Genomic DNA, 18,238 nt, shown 5'->3' on the forward strand with positions numbered 1-18,238 from the left:
AATAAAAATTCATTAATGATTATATCATAGAAGATTAAATTTTATTAAATATATAGTATAATATTTTAGGAAAGGGGTGATAATATCTTAGAAAAATTGCTGTATAAACTTACTGATATTGTTGTAGTGAAAAATGAAAAAGGTGTCGAAATTGTTTATAGTAAATATGCAAAAATAGAATCAGAAAAAATATTTAAATTATTTTTTGTTGAAAATAAGAAAGCATTGCGTGAAAATGATGAAGGACAATTTGAATTTGATTATAACGGGAGAGTTTTTAAGGTTGTTTATGTAAAATTAAAGAATGGAAATATGATGTTTTCATTTCAGGAAATATCTAAATTTAAAGAATTTGAATTTTACAGAAATGTTTTGGAATTTATAAAAGTGGTGCAAGAAGGATATTTGGAAAAGTTATTTTCCGGAAAATTTACTAGAAAAGATTGGAAATTTTTATTAAAAAATTTTGTAAAAAGTTTCCCAAATGTTGATTCTGCCAGTTTAATATTAAAGGATAAAGATGGGTATTTTAGATACATAGCCGCTTATAATCATGATATGAGAGGATTGAAAGCTTTGAAATTAAGAAAGGAAGATTTTGTTCCAGAAAGATTTGAAAAAGTAACTGTAATAAAACTTGACGAAATTGTTGAAGAATTTCATTTTTCTACTAAAAGAAGGGAAAAAATTGCTGAAAAACTTACGAAATTTGGTAATTTAACAAGGATAAAATCACTAATATCAATTCCAATATTTGTTGATAATGAATGTATAGGATTTTTAGTAGCAGATAGTTGGGAAAGAGAAGATGCATTTGATAGAAAAGTTTTTGAATTTATTGCAGGTATAGTTTCAAATATTTTGTCGGATGTTTTTCAAAAAACCGATATATATGAAAAAAGTTTTGTTTAAATAATAATATATTAAAATATTAAGATGTTTGGGATGTTAACGGGAGGGAAATTTATGAAGAAATTTTTTGTTGTATTATTACTATTAACATTTTTTCTTTTAGTATTTTCCAATTGGCAAGACAAAGTTATTTATTTCATAATGATAGATCGCTTTAACGATGGTAATCCTACGAACAATGATCAGGGATATAAGGAATATAATCCTAAAGATGGGGCAAAATTCAGTGGCGGAGATTTAGAGGGAATAATCCAAAAAATTGATTATATAAAAGGTTTAGGAGTTGATGGAATATGGATAACTCCGCCAGTTGCAAATCAATGGTGGGATCCATGGGTTAATTATGGGGGATACCATGGATATTGGGCAAGAAATTTTAAACAAGTTGATGAACATTTTGGAACTTTAGAAGATTATAAAATGTTAGCAAAAGTTTTACATGAGAATGGAATGGCGTTAATCCAAGATATTGTTGTCAATCATGTTGGAAATTACTTTAGGTTTAGAAATGGTAAATTTGAATTAAATAGAAATAGTATTCCAACAAGTGCACCTACTCAGTACCCGTTCAATTTAAATAATTTTGATGATCCAGAGCAAAAAAATATGAATATATATCATTGGACCGAAGATATTAAAGATTATAAAGATCCAAAACAAAGATTAAACAATCAACTTTCAGGTTTAGATGATTTAAATACTGAAAATCCAATTGTTCGAAAAGCGTTAAAAGATTCATATAAATATTGGATAAAAGAAGTTGGAGTGGACGGTTTTAGAGTTGATACTGCAATGTATGTGCCTAAAGATTTTTGGAGGGATTTCTTTTTAAGTGAGAATGGAATATATTCTGTGAAAGACAATTTCATATCATTTGGAGAAGTATGGCTTACTTCCAAGCCTCTTAACAATGATGCTGAAAAAGAAATAAGTTCATATTTCGATAATGGTTTTAATGCTATGCTTGACTTTCCATTGAATGAAGAAATAAAACGTGTAATCAAAGGTGGGCAACCTACAAAATATCTAGCATACAGGTTAGAAAAGAGAAACGAACTTTTAAACAAGGGTCTTTTAGTTACATTTATTGATAACCATGATATGGAAAGATTTTTAAATGGAACACAACCGGTCGTTTTAGAACAAGCCTTGTTATTTTTGATGACAATTCCAGGTATGCCCGTTATTTATTACGGTACCGAGCAGTATTTTACTGAGACAAGAGCTTCAATGTTTAAAAATGGATGGGGTTCGAAAAATATAGATCATTTTAATCAAGAAAGTGATATTTATAAGTTCTTAAAGAAAGCTATTGCTTTTAGAAAACAAAATCCTGCAACAAGATATGGAAAGGTTAAACCTATTTATTCAGAGAAAACTTCGGGTATTTTGATATATTTGTTGGAAAGTGAAGAACAAAAATTATTGGTTGTTATGAATACTGCAAATGAAAAAAAGATTGCAAATGTGAAGACCGATTTAGAAGAAGGTACAATTTTAAAACCTATTTACAACTTTAGAGGTCAGTCGTATAACATTACCATAAAAAATGGAGGACAGCTATCAATAATAGTACCTGAAAGGAGTCTAGTTGTATATGAAATTTCGAATGAAAAAGCGGAAGTTAAAGATGTTAATTTTGATTTTACTGTAAATCTTGAGAACAATATGGTTATAAAAGATGAGTTTGTAGTAGAAGGTAAAACAAATGCAAAAATCGTTTATATTTATATTGATGGAAAATATAATTCCAAAAAGAAAATAGAAGTTGAGGATGGAAAGTTTTCCTTTTTAATTGATCCATACAAATTTGATCCTGGAGAACATAAAATTCTTTTTAAATTGAGAGGAAAAAGTATAAAAGAAATTAAGTATCTTGAAGAAATGAATTTTTACATTGATATTCAAAAGAAAGAATTAACTTTTGCACTTGATCCAGTTAATGATGATAAAGGCCCATTTGGAAGATATCTATATCCAACGGATCCTTCTTTTAAAAGGCAAATGGATATTGTTGGCGCTAAAGTTGAAAAGATTGGTTCTACTTTAATATTGTACATAAAGCCAAGGAATCTAACGACAAGTTGGAATCCACCTAATGGTTTTGATCATGTGACATACCAAATTTTTATCGATGTTCCCACGAAAAAAGGTGCAAGGGTCCTCCCATTCCAAAATTATGAAATAGAAGACTGGGATTATGAAATATTTGTTACAGGATGGTCTTCAGCCATGTATTCAGCAGAAGGCGCAAGTGCAAAAAAATTTGGAAATCAAATTTTATCTCCAGATGTCTCTGTGGACAATGGATGGGTAAAAATAATAATTAAGGGATATGCTTTTGATAATCCTGAAAGTTTTAATAATTGGAAAATTTACATAACTTCATGGGACTATGATGGGGTTGAAGCAAGATTTAGACCAATTTATAAAGAACCAAAAGCTTATGTTATAGGCGGTGGTAAAGAGACTGATCCTTATATAATGGATGATATAACCTTAATTCTAAAAGATGAATAAACTATACGGGAGTGATAGAATGGAATTTTTTGACAAAGAATCAACAAATTCAAAAATGGATACTCATAATAAAGTGATCATAAATATTAATAATGGGAAAAAGAAATTAATAGTTAGCCCTGGAAACTCCCTACTATTTACTTTGGCTTCACAAGGAATCTTTGTTCCATCAGTGTGTGGAGGTAGAGGAATTTGTGGAGCTTGCAAAGTCAAAGTGAACACTGATGTTGGAGATTATCTTCCTAAGGAACTTTCACATATGTCAAAAGATGAAATTGAAGACAACGTAAGGCTTGCATGTCAGGTAACTGTAGAGAGAGATATAGAAATAATTCTTCCTGAAAAATTATTTAGTGTAAATAAATATTTTGGTAGGGTAGTTTCAATAAGAGATGTTACCCATGATATCAAAGAATTGAAGATACAGTTTTCTGAAGAATTTAATTTTAAGGCTGGTCAGTATGTTCAGATAGTAATTCCACCATATGGTCAAATTAAACAATCTACCCAAAGAGCATATTCTATAGCTTCTTTGCCAAGCAAAAAACATGAAATAGAACTGTTGATACGTTTAGTTCCTGATGGAATTGCTACAACTTATATACACAACTACTTAAAAGAGGGAGATAAATTGGAAATCATAGGTCCATTAGGTGATTTTTATTTAAGAGATACTAATGTAGATGTAATTTGTGTTGCCGGTGGATCGGGGATGGCACCTATAAAGTCTATTATATTGGATATGTTGGAAAAAGGGCTGACACATAGACATGTGTGGTACTTTTTTGGAGCTCGTACTGAAAAAGATCTGTTTTACGTTGACTTATTTAGAGATATTGAGAAAAAATGGGAAAAATTTCATTTTATTCCGGTTATTTCTGAACCAGAAAATCCTGAACTTTGGAATGGCGAAATTGGTTTAGTTACTGATGTTATGGTAAAATATTTGGAAAGGGTAATTGATAAAGGAACTTCCAAAGAAGCGTACTTATGCGGTAGTCCGGGGATGATAAATGCATGTGAAAAATTGCTTAAAGAGCATGGGATTGATAAAGTATATTATGATAAATTTGCTTAAGGGGTTGGTGATATGGAATTAACACCTGAGATAATTAAGATTCAAGAAAATATGAAACCAGGAGTTATAACAGCTGAAGGGTTTTTAGGGAATGATAGTAGGAATATTGTGGAAATAATAAGAGATGATGAACGTGAGATGACAAAGCTTGGATTGAATTTTGAGGTTGTTGCTAAAAAAATGAGAGAATTGCTAAATAATGGTAAAAAAGGTTTTGAATTACCTGTGAGATTTGGAAAATTTGAAGTTATAGTATATGAAGCTAGGGGTTTTTTACCATGCCCATTTCAGGATGGGATTTTTAGAAAAGTAATAGCAGTTGTGACTAATTCTGAAATAAATAAATCTATGACGTTTAGTGAACTGTCTGTTCATCTTTTGGAAGTGCATCATTTTCTACAAGGAAAAGGGTCGAAATTTAGACTAGAGCCGATGGAGATTAAGGAAATTCTTTTTGGAGGTGAGGCTTTTGATTGATAAGAAAGCCCCAAATTTTTGTTTGCCGGATAAAGATGGAAATATGACTTGTTTGAACGATTTTAAGGGTCAGTGGATTGTTTTATATTTTTATCCAAAGGATAACACGCCAGGATGTACGAGGGAAGCATTGGATTTTAGTCAATATAGAGAAGATTTTGATAAAGAAAATGCGGTAATCATTGGAATTAGCAAGGATTCATCAATGAAGCATAAGAAATTTATTGAAAAATATAAGTTAAATATCATCTTACTAAGTGATGAAGAGCATAAAGTTCATGAGTTGTACGGAGCATGGGGGAAGAAGAAAAATTATGGTAAAGAATATTATGGGACAATAAGGACAACATTTTTAATTGATCCTGAAGGGAAGATTAGACATGTTTGGAGAAAAGTAAAAGTTAATGGTCATGTGAAACAAGTCTTAGAGAAATTAAAAGAATTAAAGGGAGGGATAATTATGGAGGATAAAGTAAAACTTGTTTTGGATGTGTTGAAAAATGAAGGTAAAGAAATGAGGCCAGGTGAAATTGCTAAAAAAGCTGGACTTGATTCAAAGGAAGTTTCGAAGATAATTAAAAAGTTAAAAGAAGAAGGAAAAGTTGAAAGTCCAAAACGCTGTTATTATAAAGCAAAATAACAGCTGTTTTTGTTAGTTGTTTTTCTAGGGGTGGTAGCAATTAAAAATGTTGGAGAATTAATTGAAGAAATAAAGAGAATTTACAGTAATGCTAAAGAAGAAGTTGAAAAAAGATGGGCGGAATTTGAGAATTTGGGTAAAAATGGTACAGAAGAAGAGTTATTTATTGAACTATCTTTCTGTATTTTGACAGCTAATTGGACAGCTAAAGATGGGATAAAAGCTCAGAAAGAAATAAAAGATGGTTTTTTAACTTTAAATTTAGAGGAACTTGAAAATGCTTTGCGAAAAGTTGGGCACAGGTTTCCCAAAGCAAGGTCAAAGTACATATATGAAAATAGATGGATTTTAGGAAAATTAAAAGAGATTGTTTCTAATGATACTAATGATGCACGTGTATTTTTAGTAAATAATATTAAAGGAATTGGTTGGAAAGAATCTTCTCATTTTTTAAGGAATGTCGGAAAATGTGACGTAGCAATTCTTGATAAGCATGTTTTGCGTTTACTGAAGAAATATGATTTAATTAAGGAAATACCAAAAAGTTGGAATAAAAATAGGTATTTAAGTATTGAAAAAATTTTTAAACAAGTGGCACAAGAATTTGGAGAGTGTCCAGGTAAGTTTGATTTGTATCTTTGGTATTATTTGAAAGGAGTTGTAGAAAAATAAACAGGAGGGTGATTTAGTTGAGTACAATTACTCAGAAGTTGTTTAATGAAGCACTGAAATATGTTAATGGAACTACTTTAGAAGATTTCGTAATTGGCGTGGGGCTTACAGCAGTAAAGCTAAGTGACGGGAGAGCAGGTGTTAGTTATACAAATAAAGGTGATACATTAGGAAGATGTGAAGAATTTTATAAATGCACTGGTGATACTGGTAATCCTCAAAGTAAAGTAAAAATTGGAATGAAAACTGAAGAATTGTTAAAAATAGGTTTATTTTCAGCTGATCCATTGTTAAGGTCAGTTGCATATGCAGCTTTGAATGCAACTTTTTCAGTTCCTGAAATTAAAAAAATGTATAAAAAAGGAGATATTAGTAAATTTTTAGGAGTAAGTTTTGAAGATATAGTGGGAATGATAGGTGAAATAACTCCTTTGATTAATTTATGGAAACCATTAGTTTGGGATATTTTAATTTTTGATAGAAATAGAAAAAATGAAGAAGTTTTCCCTGATTGGGCTGTTGTAGATTTCTTACCCAAATGTACTGTGGTGGTTATTACAGGTTCAGCAGTAACTAATGGTTCGATAGATTGGGTATTAAAGTATGTAAATACTGAAAGAATAGCAATTATAGGACCTTCCACACCATTAACTCCCAATGTGTTTAATGTAAAAATTCTCGCAGGTGTAGAAGTTGTAGACCCCGATAAATTATTCGATTTGGTTTCTAAAGGTGCTGGGACTAAAAAAATAATTGCAGAAAAAGCTGTTGAGAAAGTTGTATTAATAAAAGAATAAAGCCTCATACGAGGCTTTATTCTTTTATGGGTAATGGTTGAACAGGACCAAAATTATTTAAAGGCCAAATTCTTAGAATTGGTCTTCCAATCACCGCATCTTTAGGAACAAATCCAAAGTATCGACTATCCAGGCTCTCTGAAGAGTTGTCCCCCATAAAGAAATAAAAACCTTTGGGAATTTTTACATAAACTTGTCCATTTTCAACCCATATGTAGTCATCAAACTTTATATTGTTAGGTTTAATATATTTGTCTACGTATTCATAATATGGGATACCATATGGAACTGGATCCATACCACCAACTATGCTAAATATAATATTTGCAAGTTCTGAACCTTCTTTTAATGCTATTGCATACAAATAGTTTCTGTATTTTTGTTCATTATCTCTTAATCTACTAGCTTCATCGAGATATTTCCATAAGTTTGGATATTTGAATACACCATCAGGTTCATAATTTACATTTTTAAGATTTTCAGGGATATTTCCATTAACAAAGAGTTTCCATTTTCCATTAACTTTTTTTAATGTAAGAACGTCACCTTCTTTACCAACAAGCCTTTTTACGTATTTTACGTGTCCCTTGAATTCGCTTGGAGAAAATATGTCCATCATTTTATCGAATGTTCTTAACATTTTTTCAGCTCTTTCATCGCGGAAAGGTGTCCAGAAAACTACGATTTCTCCAATTTCTGGTTCTCTAGCTTGATAAGTAATTTTTTCAATGAAAAGACGGTCCCCAATGTTTATAGTTGGGATCATTGAACCTGTGGGGACCATCATAGTTTCGAAAACAAAAAGCCTGATAATAGTTGCTGCAACAATTGCATATAAAAGGGTAATTGTAATTTCTTTAAAAATTTGTGAGGGAGTTTTTTTCATAAAAATTACCTTCTCTCTTTAATTTTCACCTTTCCGCGAATGTTTCTAAGGTAATAAAGTTTGGCTCTTCTTACTTTTCCTCTTCTTACAATTTCAATTTTTTGAATTACAGGAGCATATAATGGGAAAATTCTTTCTACGCCAATACCATTTGCGCCAATTTTTCTCACGGTAAATGTTTTATTGACACCTGAACCTCTTTTGGAGATTACAATGCCTTCAAATGCTTGAGTTCTTTCTTTGTTTCCTTCTTTAAATTTCACATATACTCTTACAGTATCGCCAGGTCTAAAATCTGGAACTTCTTTAATTTGATCCTTTTCAATAATTCTTATAAGATTATCCATACTCATGAAAAATCCCTCCTTTATATATTTTCTCCTATTAATCTATCAAGAATTATAGCAACTGCTGCTCTTACTGATAAATGGTTAAAATCACTTTTTCCTCTAACAGGTTCAAGAGCATAGTCGCATTGGTTTAATATTTCATCGGGCATTCCCCAACCAGTTCCAAATAAAATTAAGACAGGTTTTTTTGTTTCCAAAATTATTTGTTGACCTTCCTTGAAAGTTATTGTGTTTTCTCTCCACTTCGCTGACGTAAACATGATAATAGGTGCTTCATTTTCGATTGTTTTAATTTCGTCAATTACATCTTCATAATATGATTTTAAAGAAACTAACGAAAGAGCTTCGGCACGATTGGGATTGTATTCTTTACCGAAATCTTCTCTCCAATAATGTAAAACTTTTTTGACAATATCTTGTTGTGCGGGTAAATTTGTTACAACATAATATTTTTTAATTTTATAAGTTCTACTTGTTCTAGCAATGTCGTGAATATCAAGGTTTGTAACAGCTGTTGAAATAATTTTTCCATCTCTTCCAAGTATAGGATAGTGAATCAGTGCCACATAGATTTTATCAAGCATTATTTCTCATCTCCTTGAAAAGTTCAATAAGAGCTCTTTTATCAATATCATCAAGTTCTTTTTTTAAAAATAGATCTGGTCTTCTTTCGATTGTTTTTTTTAATGCCATTTTCCTTCTCCAAATTTCTATTTTTTGGTGATTTCCTGAAAATAAAACTTCTGGAACTTCTAAACCACTATATTTTCTTGGCCTTGTATAATGAGGATGATCCAAAAGCCCAGTGTTAAATGATTCGTTTTTTACTGATTCTTCGTCTATAACTCCAGGAACGAATCTTGAAATAGCATCGGTAATAACCATCGCTGGTAATTCTCCACCAGTTAATACATAATCACCAATAGAAATTTCTTTGTCAACAAATCTCATTACTCTTTCATCAATTCCTTCATATCTTCCACAGATAATAACTATATCATCTTTTTTACTTAATTCTTTAACTAAATTATTTTCCAGAGTTTCACCTTGTGGCGATGTTAATATTACATATGGTTTTCCAAAATTTTTAAAGTAATATTCAAAGAATCGGAAAAAAGGCTCTGGTTTCATAACCATTCCAGGCCCGCCACCAAATGGATAATCATCAACGGTTTTATGTTTATCAGTTGTAAAGTCTCTTAAATTAAAAATATTGATTTTTATCTTCCCATTTTTAATTGCTTGAGCAAGTACTCCATATTTTTTGATTACTTCGACCATTTCTGGAAAAATTGTTACTATGTTTATTGTCACTCTAACCACTCCGGAACTTTTACAATAATTTTTTTGTTTGTTTTATCAAGGTTTCTGATATATTCTTTAATCACTGGAATTAACATTTCATTTTCTTTGTCTTTATTTAGTACTAGAACGTCATTACTTCCAGTTTGAATTATTTCATCAACTTTTCCCAAGACGTTGCCATTTTCATCTAAAACAATGGAATTGATAATTTCATAAAAATAATATTCATCATTTTTAACTTCAGGTAATTCAGATTTATCAATGTAAATTTTACTACCGGAAAGCTTTTTTGCTTCTTCCACTGTTTCGATCCCTTGAATTTTAATTAGATATACACCATTTCCTAGTCTCATATCTGTAATTTTGGCCATATGAAAGACTTTGTTTCTTTCATTATAGAGCAAAATTTCAGTTAATGATTCAATAATTTCAGGAACATTGGTAAGAGGATGCAGTTTCAACTCTCCGTTAAGCCCATGTGTTTTTCCTATAATTCCCACAGCAATTTTCTCTTTTAAGAGCTCTTGGAGAGTTTTGATCATCTTACCACCTTCAGAATAAAATCATTTTCATCAGTAATTGATGATAAGAGAATTTTTATCGATTTAATTGTCCTTCCATCTTTTCCAATAACTTGCCCAACATCTTCTGGATTTACAGAGATTTCAAAAACTTTTTTTCCTTCTTCTTCAAACTCGAGAACAATAACCTCTTCGGGATTCTTCACGATTCCCTTGAGTATGTACTCAAGGAGATCTTTCATTGATTAGCCTCCTTTTTTTGGCTTTTGATTTCAGCTACTTTCTTAAATACCCCAGCTTTACTTAAAAGATTTCTTACCGTTTCACTTGGTTGTGCACCTTTTAAAATCCATTCAACTGCTTTATCCACATCAACGTTGAGAATAAAAGGATTTTTTAGAGGATTGTAATATCCTAAACTTTCGATGTAAGCACCATCTCTTCTTTTTCTTTGATCAACTACCACAATTCTGTAAAAAGGTTGTTTTTTCTTTCCCATACGAGTTAGTCTTATCCTTACCACACTAACACCTCCGTCTTTTATTTTTGATAAAATCAGAATTTTAAACCTCTTAAACTAGCTGGAAACTTTCCCTTTTTGAGCATTTTCATAATTTTTTTCATTTCTTCATAGTTTTTCAAAAGTTTATTTATATCTTGAACGGTAGTTCCACTACCTTTAGCAATTCTTTTTTTCCTACTTGCATTAAGTATTTTAGGATTTCTTCTTTCTTCAGGGGTCATCGAATTGATTATTGCTTCAACTACTTTAATTTCTTTTTCGCTTGAAACAGTATCAATTTTAGGTGCCCCTGGGAGCATTTCAACAATTTTGGATATAGGTCCCAATTTTTTAATTTCTTTAAGTTGTTCTTGGAAATCTTCTAAGGTGAATTCTGCAGTGAACATCTTTTTTCCTAATTTTTTCATCTTTTCTTTGTCAAGTTCTTGTTCTGCTTTTTCAATTAAGCTTAGTACATCACCTAGCCCAAGAATTCTATTTGCAATTCTGTCCGGGAAAAATTCTTCAAATTCATCAATTTTTTCTCCAACACCTATAAATTTTACTGGTTTGTTTGTGACATACCGGATTGATAAAATTACACCACCTCTGGCATCTCCATCCATCTTCGTGATTACGAAACCAGTTACGTTAAGCCTTTCGTCAAAAATCTTTGCGGAATTGACAGCATCTTGACCTGCCATAGCATCAACAACCATTAAAACTTCATCTGGGTTGACTAAAGATTTTATTTGTTCTAGTTCCTTCATCATTTCTTCATCAATATGAAGTCTTCCAGCAGTATCCAAAATAGCTACATTATATCCACTATCTTTTATTTCTTTTAATGCCGTTTCAACAATTTTGATGGGATTTTTTCTATCACCAGTAATAACAGGTATGTTAATTTGTTTTCCAAGTGTTACAAGCTGATCAATAGCAGCTGGTCTGTAAGTATCAGCAGCAATTAATATTGGATTTTTTCCTTTCTTTTTCAGTAAATTTGCTAGCTTTGCAGCAGTGGTTGTTTTACCACTGCCTTGTAAACCAACTAACATTATGAATGATGGTGAATGAACCAAGTTAATGGGTGTTTTCTCGCCCATCAGTTTTATTAGTTCATCTTTCAAAATTTTTATAAACATTTGATCGGGTGTTAAAGAACTAAGAACATCTTCACCAAGGGCTTTATTTTTTACATCGTCAATGAAACTTTTAACAACTTTATAATTAACGTCGGCTTCCAATAAAGAAAGCTTTACGATTTTGATTGCATCTTGAACATTTTTTTCGGAAATTTTTCCCTTGCCAGATAAACTTTTAAATGCTTTAGTAAGTTTTTCACGAAGACCTTCAAACAACTTAGATCACCACCTTCATTACTACTAAAAGTATAATATACTTTTACTGTTTTTCAATTAAATTAGTCTCACAATTGAAAACATGTAGGAAATTATCGGTTACAATTAAGTTACAATAAATATATTCGTTAACTTAACTGAGGGTATTAATGTAATATTTTGTTAATATTTTGACATAGTGGAAGAATTTCTTTGAAAATTATTGTTTGAGAACTGGGGGGAATATTTAAGCTGGATAGGAAATATGTTAATATAATGATTTAAGGATTTTATAAAATTCTGTGAAAATGTTTTGTCGGTATCAAAATTAGGAGCAAAACATTTTGATTGAGGAAATACCAAAATCACTAAAATTCCTTTAAAACCTAGTTTTTGTGCTTCGATTAATTCAAGTAAATGTTTATTTCCACGTTTTGTTGGAGCATCTGGAAACAACGCGATATTTTCTTTTCTCAAAGTACATCCTTTAACTTCGATTAAAGTGGTTGTTTTACAAGTTTTTACTAAAAAATCAAATCTACTGTTTTTAAATTTAACTTCGGATTTTATTAACTCAATTTTATCAGAAAACAGTAAATTATATTTTATAATTTTTTCAGCAATTTTGCTATGGTACATTGAGTTGACTAAAATCCATTCGTTATCATTTTTTGCGGCAATTAAATCAAAATGTGTTTTTCGCTTAGGATTATTTACCCGGTTAATTAACACTTCATTTCCGGGGAAAATTAATTCGGTTAATCGCCCAGGATCATGAATATGAATTGTAGTTGTTTCATTGTTTAATTTTACTAACCCAACATATTTGTTTAATCTTTTTAGAAAAATTGCTTTGTCTGTGAAAGGAATTTTTAAAAGTTTTTTCATGTTTTTATTATACATTAATTTTGAAAAATCGGAAATATGTTGTATAATTAATATGGACAAATTAATAATGATTCCCGAGGGGAGCTCCTAAATCCGGGGCTGAGAGGAAGGCGGAAGCCTTCGACCCTTAGAACCTGAACCGGGTAATACCGGCGGAGGGATTGGGAAATATAAAAATGATTTTAATCCCTCCATATGGAGGGATTAAAATTTTTAAAGGAGGGATTTTATGAGAAAATTTACTATTATCTTTTTAATGACTTTAACTGTATTAATGTTTTCAACTGAATTGGTAGTATATACTTACGATAGTTTTGTCTCCGGAATTGGACAAAAAGTTATTCCTATTTTTGAAAAAATGTACGGTGTTAAGGTTAAGTTACTCTCGTTTGGTGATGCGGGCGCAGTACTTGCGCGATTGATAGCCGAAAAGAATAATCCAAGAGCTGATGTAATTATTGGCTTAGATCAATCTCTATTAAAAGTAGCAATTGAAAAAGGAATTTTGGAGAAATATAAACCTGTTAATCTTGGTTTAGTAAAATATCCTGAGCTTTTAAACGATTATGGAGTTCCGTATGATTTTGGTTCTATTGCTATAGTGTATAATAAAGATAAGATAAAGGATCCTCCAAAGTCATTTGAAGATCTTTTGAATTCTAAATTTAAAGGGAAAATTGTTGTTGAAGATCCGAGAACTTCGAGTACTGGATTGAGTTTTTTACTATGGACAATTGCTGTTTACGGGGATGATTATTTAGAATTTTGGAAGAATTTTAGAAAAAATATCCTAAGTATTACTCCAGGTTGGGACGAGGCTTTCGAAATGTTGGAATCAGGTGAAGCAGATATGATGGTAAGTTATGCAACTGATGGTGCATATAGTTTTTATTATTATGGTTCTATACAGTATGTTCCAGTTATTATGTCCGAGGGAGCTTTTGTCCAAGTTGAATATGCTTCAATAGTTAAAGGAGCTAAAAATATGGAACTTGCAAAGAGATTTTTAGAATATGTTCTTATGGAGGACTTTCAAAAAGAAGTACCATTAAATCAGTGGATGCTTCCGGTAACTAATGTAGATATTCCAGAAGCTTTTAAATATGTACCAAAAATAGAAAAAACCTTGCAAATTGATCCTAAAATATATGATAATCTTGAGGAGATTTTAAAGCAATGGTCAAAAGTAATCATTGGCGGTTAATACCAGTTGTTTACATAATTGGGGGAATTTTTGTTCCCCTAATTTTTCTTTTTGTTTTTTCAGGTGGAATTGAAATTTCAGCAATTGCTGAAAATAAAAATGTGATATTTTTTACAATTAAACAAGCATTAATTTCTTCCATTTTCACCATGTTGTTAGGCCTTCCTGGAGCATATTTGGTTGCCAGAACGAAAATGAAAAAAATATTAAAATCAATATTTAGGGTTTTGTCTTCGGTACCATTTATTTTACCTGGCGTTACCATGAGTATTGGTTTTTTATTGGCGTTCGGAAAGAATGGTTTAATAACGAAAATTTTGAGTTTGTTTGGATATAAAGAGAGAATATTATATACGTTTGTTGCTGTGATATTGGGACATGTTTTTTATAATTTTCCATTGTTCATTCGAATTGTCGGGGAAACTTGGGAAAGAATTGATGGAACATTAATTGAAGCTGGAAAAATCGATGGCGCAAATAAATTTAAAATTTTTGTTTTTGTTGAGCTTCCTAATTTAATTCCTTCAATTTTAAAATCTTTTCTTTTAACCTATGTGTATACTTTTACAAGTTTTGCCGTTGTTTTGATTCTTGGTGGAATAAAATATTCGACAATAGAAGTTTCGATATATATGTATACTAGAATTTTATTTGATTTTAAAAGTGCGTTTACTCTGGCAGTTTTTCAAATGTTATTAATATCATTTATTGCTTATTTTTTAAATTTGAAGACAAGTGAGTTTATAAGCGGTGTATCTTTAAAAGAAAAATTTCCAATTTGGGGTTACTTTTATTTTGGAGTTACAGTGTTTTTTATATTTATACCATTAATATATTCACTCTTATCAGGTTTTTTGAATTATGCTGGAGGTTTTGGAGTAGAAAATTTTAAAAGATTGTTTTCTTTAAATTTATCTCAATTTATTGGTACAAACTTTTATTCTTTGGTATTTTATTCAATATTTCTTCCAGCGATTGCTAGTATTATAACAATATTTATTTCTTCTATAGCTTCATATTATTCTGTAAGAGGTAGAAAAATAGATTATTTAATTATAATACCAGCGGCTATTTCACCTGTAACTATAGCCTTTTCATATGTGTTAATGCGATTTTCCCCATTATTTTCATTGATTTTGATTTATTCTTTAATTTCAATACCAATAGTTTTTGGTTTTATGGAAAGTGGATGGCGTACAATAAATTTTGAAATTGAAGAAGCAGCTGTTTTAGATGGAGCAAATGGCTGGGTAATAAATACCAAGGTTAGATTTCCATTAATAAAGTATCATATATTAACAGCGTTTATTTATGCTTTTACAATTGCTTTGGGAGAAATGTCGGCAACTATAACTATTTCTGAACCACCAATATCAACATTTTCAATTGCAATTTATAGATTGTTAAGTTCAAGAAGAATACCTGAAGCAAGGGCACTTAATTCAATATATGGATTTATCGTTATTATCCTGTTTTCAACGCTTGAATATTTAAGAAATAAAGAAAAATAAACGGAGCAAACGCTCCGTAAAGTTTAAATTTTTTCGACTTTCCAGATATCTTCAGCGTATTCTTTAATAGTTCTGTCACTGGAGAACATTCCAACTCTTGCAACATTAAGCAGTGCTTTTTTGTTCCATTTGAAGGTTTGTCTATATAATTTATCAATTTCTTTATGCTTTGTTTTATAACTATCGAAATCAGCAAGAAGCATATATTCATCAGGATATCCACCGTTAATACCAAATAGCAGAGATTGAAAAATATCACTGAATAGTTCAGAATTACCTTTACTAAAATAGTCAGAATTTATTAAATCTAAAATTTTTCGAATGGTTTCATTTTTAAGATAAATTTCATATGGATTGTATAACCTACTTTCTTTTAATCTTTGAACTTGTTCAGCTGTTAACCCAAATATGAAAATATTTTCTTCACCAACACATTCTTTTATTTCGATGTTTGCACCATCTAAAGTACCTATAGTTAAAGCGCCATTAAGTGCGAATTTCATATTTCCAGTTCCCGATGCTTCTTTTCCAGCGGTTGAAATCTGTTCGCTTACATTTGCAGCTGGGATTATTATTTCTGCTAATGATACATTATAATTAGGAATGAAAACAACCTTAAGTTTTTTATTAACTGTAGTGTCATTGTTAATTACTTCAGCAATACTGTTAATTAATTTAATTATCAATTTTGCCATTTTGTATCCAGGAGCGGCTTTTGCGCCAAAAATAAATGTTCTAGGAACTATATCATAGTTGGGATCATCTTTTAATTTTAAATATAAATAGATAATATGCATTGCGTTTAAGAGTTGTCTTTTGTATTCATGAAGTCTTTTGACTTGAACATCGAAAATTGATTCAGGGTCTACTTTTATATTAAGAGTTTTATAAATGTAATTTGAAAGTCTAATCTTATTTTTTTGTTTTACATTGTGAAAATTATTTAAAAATTCCTTATCATCGGCGTATTTTTCAAGCTTTTTTAATTCATCAAGATCAATGATCCATTTATTTCCAATGTGTTTTGTAATCAAATTTGAAAGTTCGGGATTACATTGAAGGAGCCATCTTCTTTGGGTTATTCCATTAGTTTTATTATTAAATTTTTCAGGCCATATATCATAAAAGTCTTTGAAAACTTTGTTTTTAAGGATTTCTGTATGTAATTTAGATACACCATTTACTGAGAATGATCCTATTATAGATAAATTAGCCATTCTTACTTGCTTTACACTTCCTTCTTCGAATATAGATAAATTTCTAATTTTATTTATATCATTGGGATAAAATTTTGAAACGTTGTTTAAAAATCTAGAATTTATTTCATATAAAATTTCAAGATGTCTGGGTAGTAGTTTTTCAAATAAGTGTACTTCCCATTTTTCTAGAGCTTCCGGCATGACTGTGTGGTTTGTATATGCAAAGGTCTTTTTTGTAATTTCCCAAGCCTCTTCCCAACTTAATAACTCTTCATCAAGTAATATTCTCATTAGTTCGGGAATTGCAAGTGCAGGGTGGGTGTCATTTAACTGAATTACATTTTTTTCAGGGAAGAGCTTAAAGTTGGTACCAAATTGAGCTTTGAAACGACGAATAATATCCTGAATGGATGCTGAAACGAAAAAGTATTCTTGTTTTATTCTCAATTCACGTCCAGCATAAAATGCATCATTTGGATACAACACTTTTGAAATGGATTCTGAAATTATTTTTGATTCGGATGCTTTTATATAATTCCCTTTTTGGAAATTATCGAAATCAAAATCATTAATGGATTTTGAAGACCAAAGTCTTAAAGTATTTACTACATTATTACCATACCCAACAATAGGAATGTCATAAGGAACTGCTAAAATGTCGTACGTATCTACCCATCTGAATCTTAAATGGCCATTATTATCTTTGTATGGTTCCGATCTTCCATAGAATTTTACTTTTACTGCCCTATCTTTCCTTTCAATTTCCCAGGGATAACCGTTTTTAAGCCAGTCATCAGGTAGCTCTTTTTGAAAACCATCCTCAAAGATTTGTTTAAAAATGCCATATTCATATCTTAACCCATATCCATATCCTGGGATTCCTAAAGTTGCGATGGAATCTAGAAAACATGCTGCTAATCTTCCAAGTCCACCATTCCCTAATCCTGCATCTGGTTCAATTTCAGCTAATTCTTCTAATGAAATATTGAGTTCATTCATCGCATTTTTAATTTCGTCTTCAATTTGCAGATTTAATATGTTGTTATACAATAATCTTCCAATAAGAAATTCGATAGATAAGTAATGTACTCTTTTTGTTTTATCATTTTTATAATATTTTTGTTGAGTTTCATGCCATTTTTTAATAATCCTGTCTCTTATTACTAAAGATAAACTATAGAATTTATCCCAGGGGGTAGAGTTTTTAAAATCTTTACCCAGAGATAAATTTAAATGATCAAGGTAGTTTTGCTTGATGACGTTAGTATCAAGAGAAGTTCTAAGATTGTTAATCAAATTATTGGACTGCATTGAATCCATTTTTTATAACCTCCATTCGGAAGCGTTTCCATTTTTGTATTTTCAAAAACCACTTTTAATTCTACATTTTTTAACATAAAATGTCAAGAAAGGACTAAAAATAAAACGAAAAATCT

At 30.5% G+C, this 18,238-nt stretch carries 19 protein-coding genes and 1 riboswitch; of the genes, 9 read left to right on the forward strand and 10 right to left on the reverse strand.

Features of this window, described 5'->3' with window-relative positions:
• The first annotated feature begins 96 nt into the window (after positions 1-96).
• Genes BUB65_RS04840 through BUB65_RS04870 form a run of 7 tightly spaced genes read left to right on the forward strand, consistent with a single transcriptional unit; the run spans position 97 to position 7,096 of the window.
• The gene (locus BUB65_RS04840) at positions 97-912 is read left to right on the forward strand and encodes a GAF domain-containing protein (protein WP_073072856.1); all 816 of its coding nucleotides are present in this window, start codon (positions 97-99) and stop codon (positions 910-912) included.
• A gap of 54 nt (positions 913-966) precedes the next feature.
• On the forward strand, positions 967-3,432 hold the full coding sequence (locus BUB65_RS04845) for an alpha-amylase family glycosyl hydrolase (RefSeq protein WP_073072858.1): 2,466 nt from the start codon (positions 967-969) through the stop codon (positions 3,430-3,432).
• Positions 3,433-3,451: 19 nt separating this feature from the next.
• Complete coding sequence (locus BUB65_RS04850) at positions 3,452-4,510, forward strand: NADH:ubiquinone reductase (Na(+)-transporting) subunit F (protein ID WP_234946782.1); 1,059 nt, start codon at positions 3,452-3,454, stop codon at positions 4,508-4,510.
• A gap of 12 nt (positions 4,511-4,522) precedes the next feature.
• A complete protein-coding gene (locus tag BUB65_RS04855; RefSeq protein WP_073072860.1) occupies positions 4,523-4,987 on the forward strand; it encodes a hypothetical protein in 465 nt (154 codons plus the stop codon).
• Positions 4,980-5,627, forward strand: coding sequence for a thioredoxin-dependent thiol peroxidase (bcp, locus tag BUB65_RS04860; RefSeq protein ID WP_073072861.1), 648 nt, complete (start codon positions 4,980-4,982; stop codon positions 5,625-5,627). Before BUB65_RS04855 ends, bcp begins: the two co-directional genes overlap by 8 nt.
• A 39-nt stretch (positions 5,628-5,666) precedes the next feature.
• Entirely contained in the window at positions 5,667-6,299 is a 633-nt protein-coding gene (locus tag BUB65_RS04865; RefSeq protein ID WP_073072999.1) for an N-glycosylase/DNA lyase, read from the forward strand.
• Positions 6,300-6,316: 17 nt separating this feature from the next.
• Positions 6,317-7,096 carry a Rossmann-like domain-containing protein gene (locus tag BUB65_RS04870; protein WP_073072862.1) on the forward strand — a complete coding sequence of 260 codons (780 nt, stop codon included), beginning with the start codon at positions 6,317-6,319 and terminating at the stop codon, positions 7,094-7,096.
• A 16-nt stretch (positions 7,097-7,112) separates the two neighbouring features.
• Here the strand turns inward: BUB65_RS04870 and lepB are convergent, their stop codons facing one another.
• The 9 genes from lepB to sfsA all read right to left on the reverse strand — a co-directional run bounded on the left by lepB (position 7,113) and on the right by sfsA (position 12,948).
• Positions 7,113-7,982 (reverse strand): signal peptidase I, encoded by an 870-nt coding sequence (gene lepB, locus BUB65_RS04875; RefSeq protein ID WP_073072863.1) that lies wholly within the window; start codon positions 7,980-7,982, stop codon positions 7,113-7,115.
• A gap of 5 nt (positions 7,983-7,987) precedes the next feature.
• Positions 7,988-8,335 (reverse strand): 50S ribosomal protein L19, encoded by a 348-nt coding sequence (gene rplS, locus BUB65_RS04880; protein WP_073072864.1) that lies wholly within the window; start codon positions 8,333-8,335, stop codon positions 7,988-7,990.
• Between the two features lie 14 nt (positions 8,336-8,349).
• Positions 8,350-8,916, reverse strand: coding sequence for an RNA methyltransferase (locus BUB65_RS04885; RefSeq protein ID WP_073072865.1), 567 nt, complete (start codon positions 8,914-8,916; stop codon positions 8,350-8,352).
• A complete protein-coding gene (trmD, locus tag BUB65_RS04890; protein ID WP_073072867.1) occupies positions 8,909-9,646 on the reverse strand; it encodes a tRNA (guanosine(37)-N1)-methyltransferase TrmD in 738 nt (245 codons plus the stop codon). Before trmD ends, BUB65_RS04885 begins: the two co-directional genes overlap by 8 nt.
• Positions 9,643-10,179 (reverse strand): ribosome maturation factor RimM, encoded by a 537-nt coding sequence (rimM, locus tag BUB65_RS04895; protein WP_073072869.1) that lies wholly within the window; start codon positions 10,177-10,179, stop codon positions 9,643-9,645. Before rimM ends, trmD begins: the two co-directional genes overlap by 4 nt.
• Positions 10,176-10,400, reverse strand: coding sequence for a KH domain-containing protein (locus BUB65_RS04900; RefSeq protein WP_073072871.1), 225 nt, complete (start codon positions 10,398-10,400; stop codon positions 10,176-10,178). Before BUB65_RS04900 ends, rimM begins: the two co-directional genes overlap by 4 nt.
• Complete coding sequence (gene rpsP, locus BUB65_RS04905; RefSeq protein WP_073072872.1) at positions 10,397-10,681, reverse strand: 30S ribosomal protein S16; 285 nt, start codon at positions 10,679-10,681, stop codon at positions 10,397-10,399. The genes BUB65_RS04900 and rpsP overlap by 4 nt, the downstream gene beginning before the upstream one ends.
• A gap of 32 nt (positions 10,682-10,713) precedes the next feature.
• A complete protein-coding gene (ffh, locus tag BUB65_RS04910) occupies positions 10,714-12,021 on the reverse strand; it encodes a signal recognition particle protein (protein WP_073072873.1) in 1,308 nt (435 codons plus the stop codon).
• A 162-nt stretch (positions 12,022-12,183) separates the two neighbouring features.
• Entirely contained in the window at positions 12,184-12,948 is a 765-nt protein-coding gene (gene sfsA / locus BUB65_RS04915; protein WP_143606684.1) for a DNA/RNA nuclease SfsA, read from the reverse strand.
• A gap of 7 nt (positions 12,949-12,955) precedes the next feature.
• Positions 12,956-13,067, forward strand: a riboswitch (TPP riboswitch).
• Between the two features lie 50 nt (positions 13,068-13,117).
• Here sfsA and BUB65_RS04920 point away from each other — a divergent pair.
• On the forward strand, positions 13,118-14,092 hold the full coding sequence (locus BUB65_RS04920) for a thiamine ABC transporter substrate-binding protein (RefSeq protein WP_073072874.1): 975 nt from the start codon (positions 13,118-13,120) through the stop codon (positions 14,090-14,092).
• The gene (locus BUB65_RS04925; protein WP_073072875.1) at positions 14,065-15,603 is read left to right on the forward strand and encodes an ABC transporter permease; all 1,539 of its coding nucleotides are present in this window, start codon (positions 14,065-14,067) and stop codon (positions 15,601-15,603) included. Before BUB65_RS04920 ends, BUB65_RS04925 begins: the two co-directional genes overlap by 28 nt.
• 23 nt (positions 15,604-15,626) lie before the next feature.
• Here BUB65_RS04925 and BUB65_RS04930 read toward each other — a convergent pair whose 3' ends face one another.
• Positions 15,627-18,122: a glycogen/starch/alpha-glucan phosphorylase gene (locus tag BUB65_RS04930; protein WP_456119723.1), complete on the reverse strand. Its 2,496-nt coding sequence runs from the start codon at positions 18,120-18,122 to the stop codon at positions 15,627-15,629.
• Positions 18,123-18,238 lie beyond the last annotated feature (116 nt).

Origin of the sequence: Thermosipho atlanticus DSM 15807 (assembly GCF_900129985.1) — a bacterium.
GTDB lineage: Bacteria > Thermotogota > Thermotogae > Thermotogales > Fervidobacteriaceae > Thermosipho_A > Thermosipho_A atlanticus.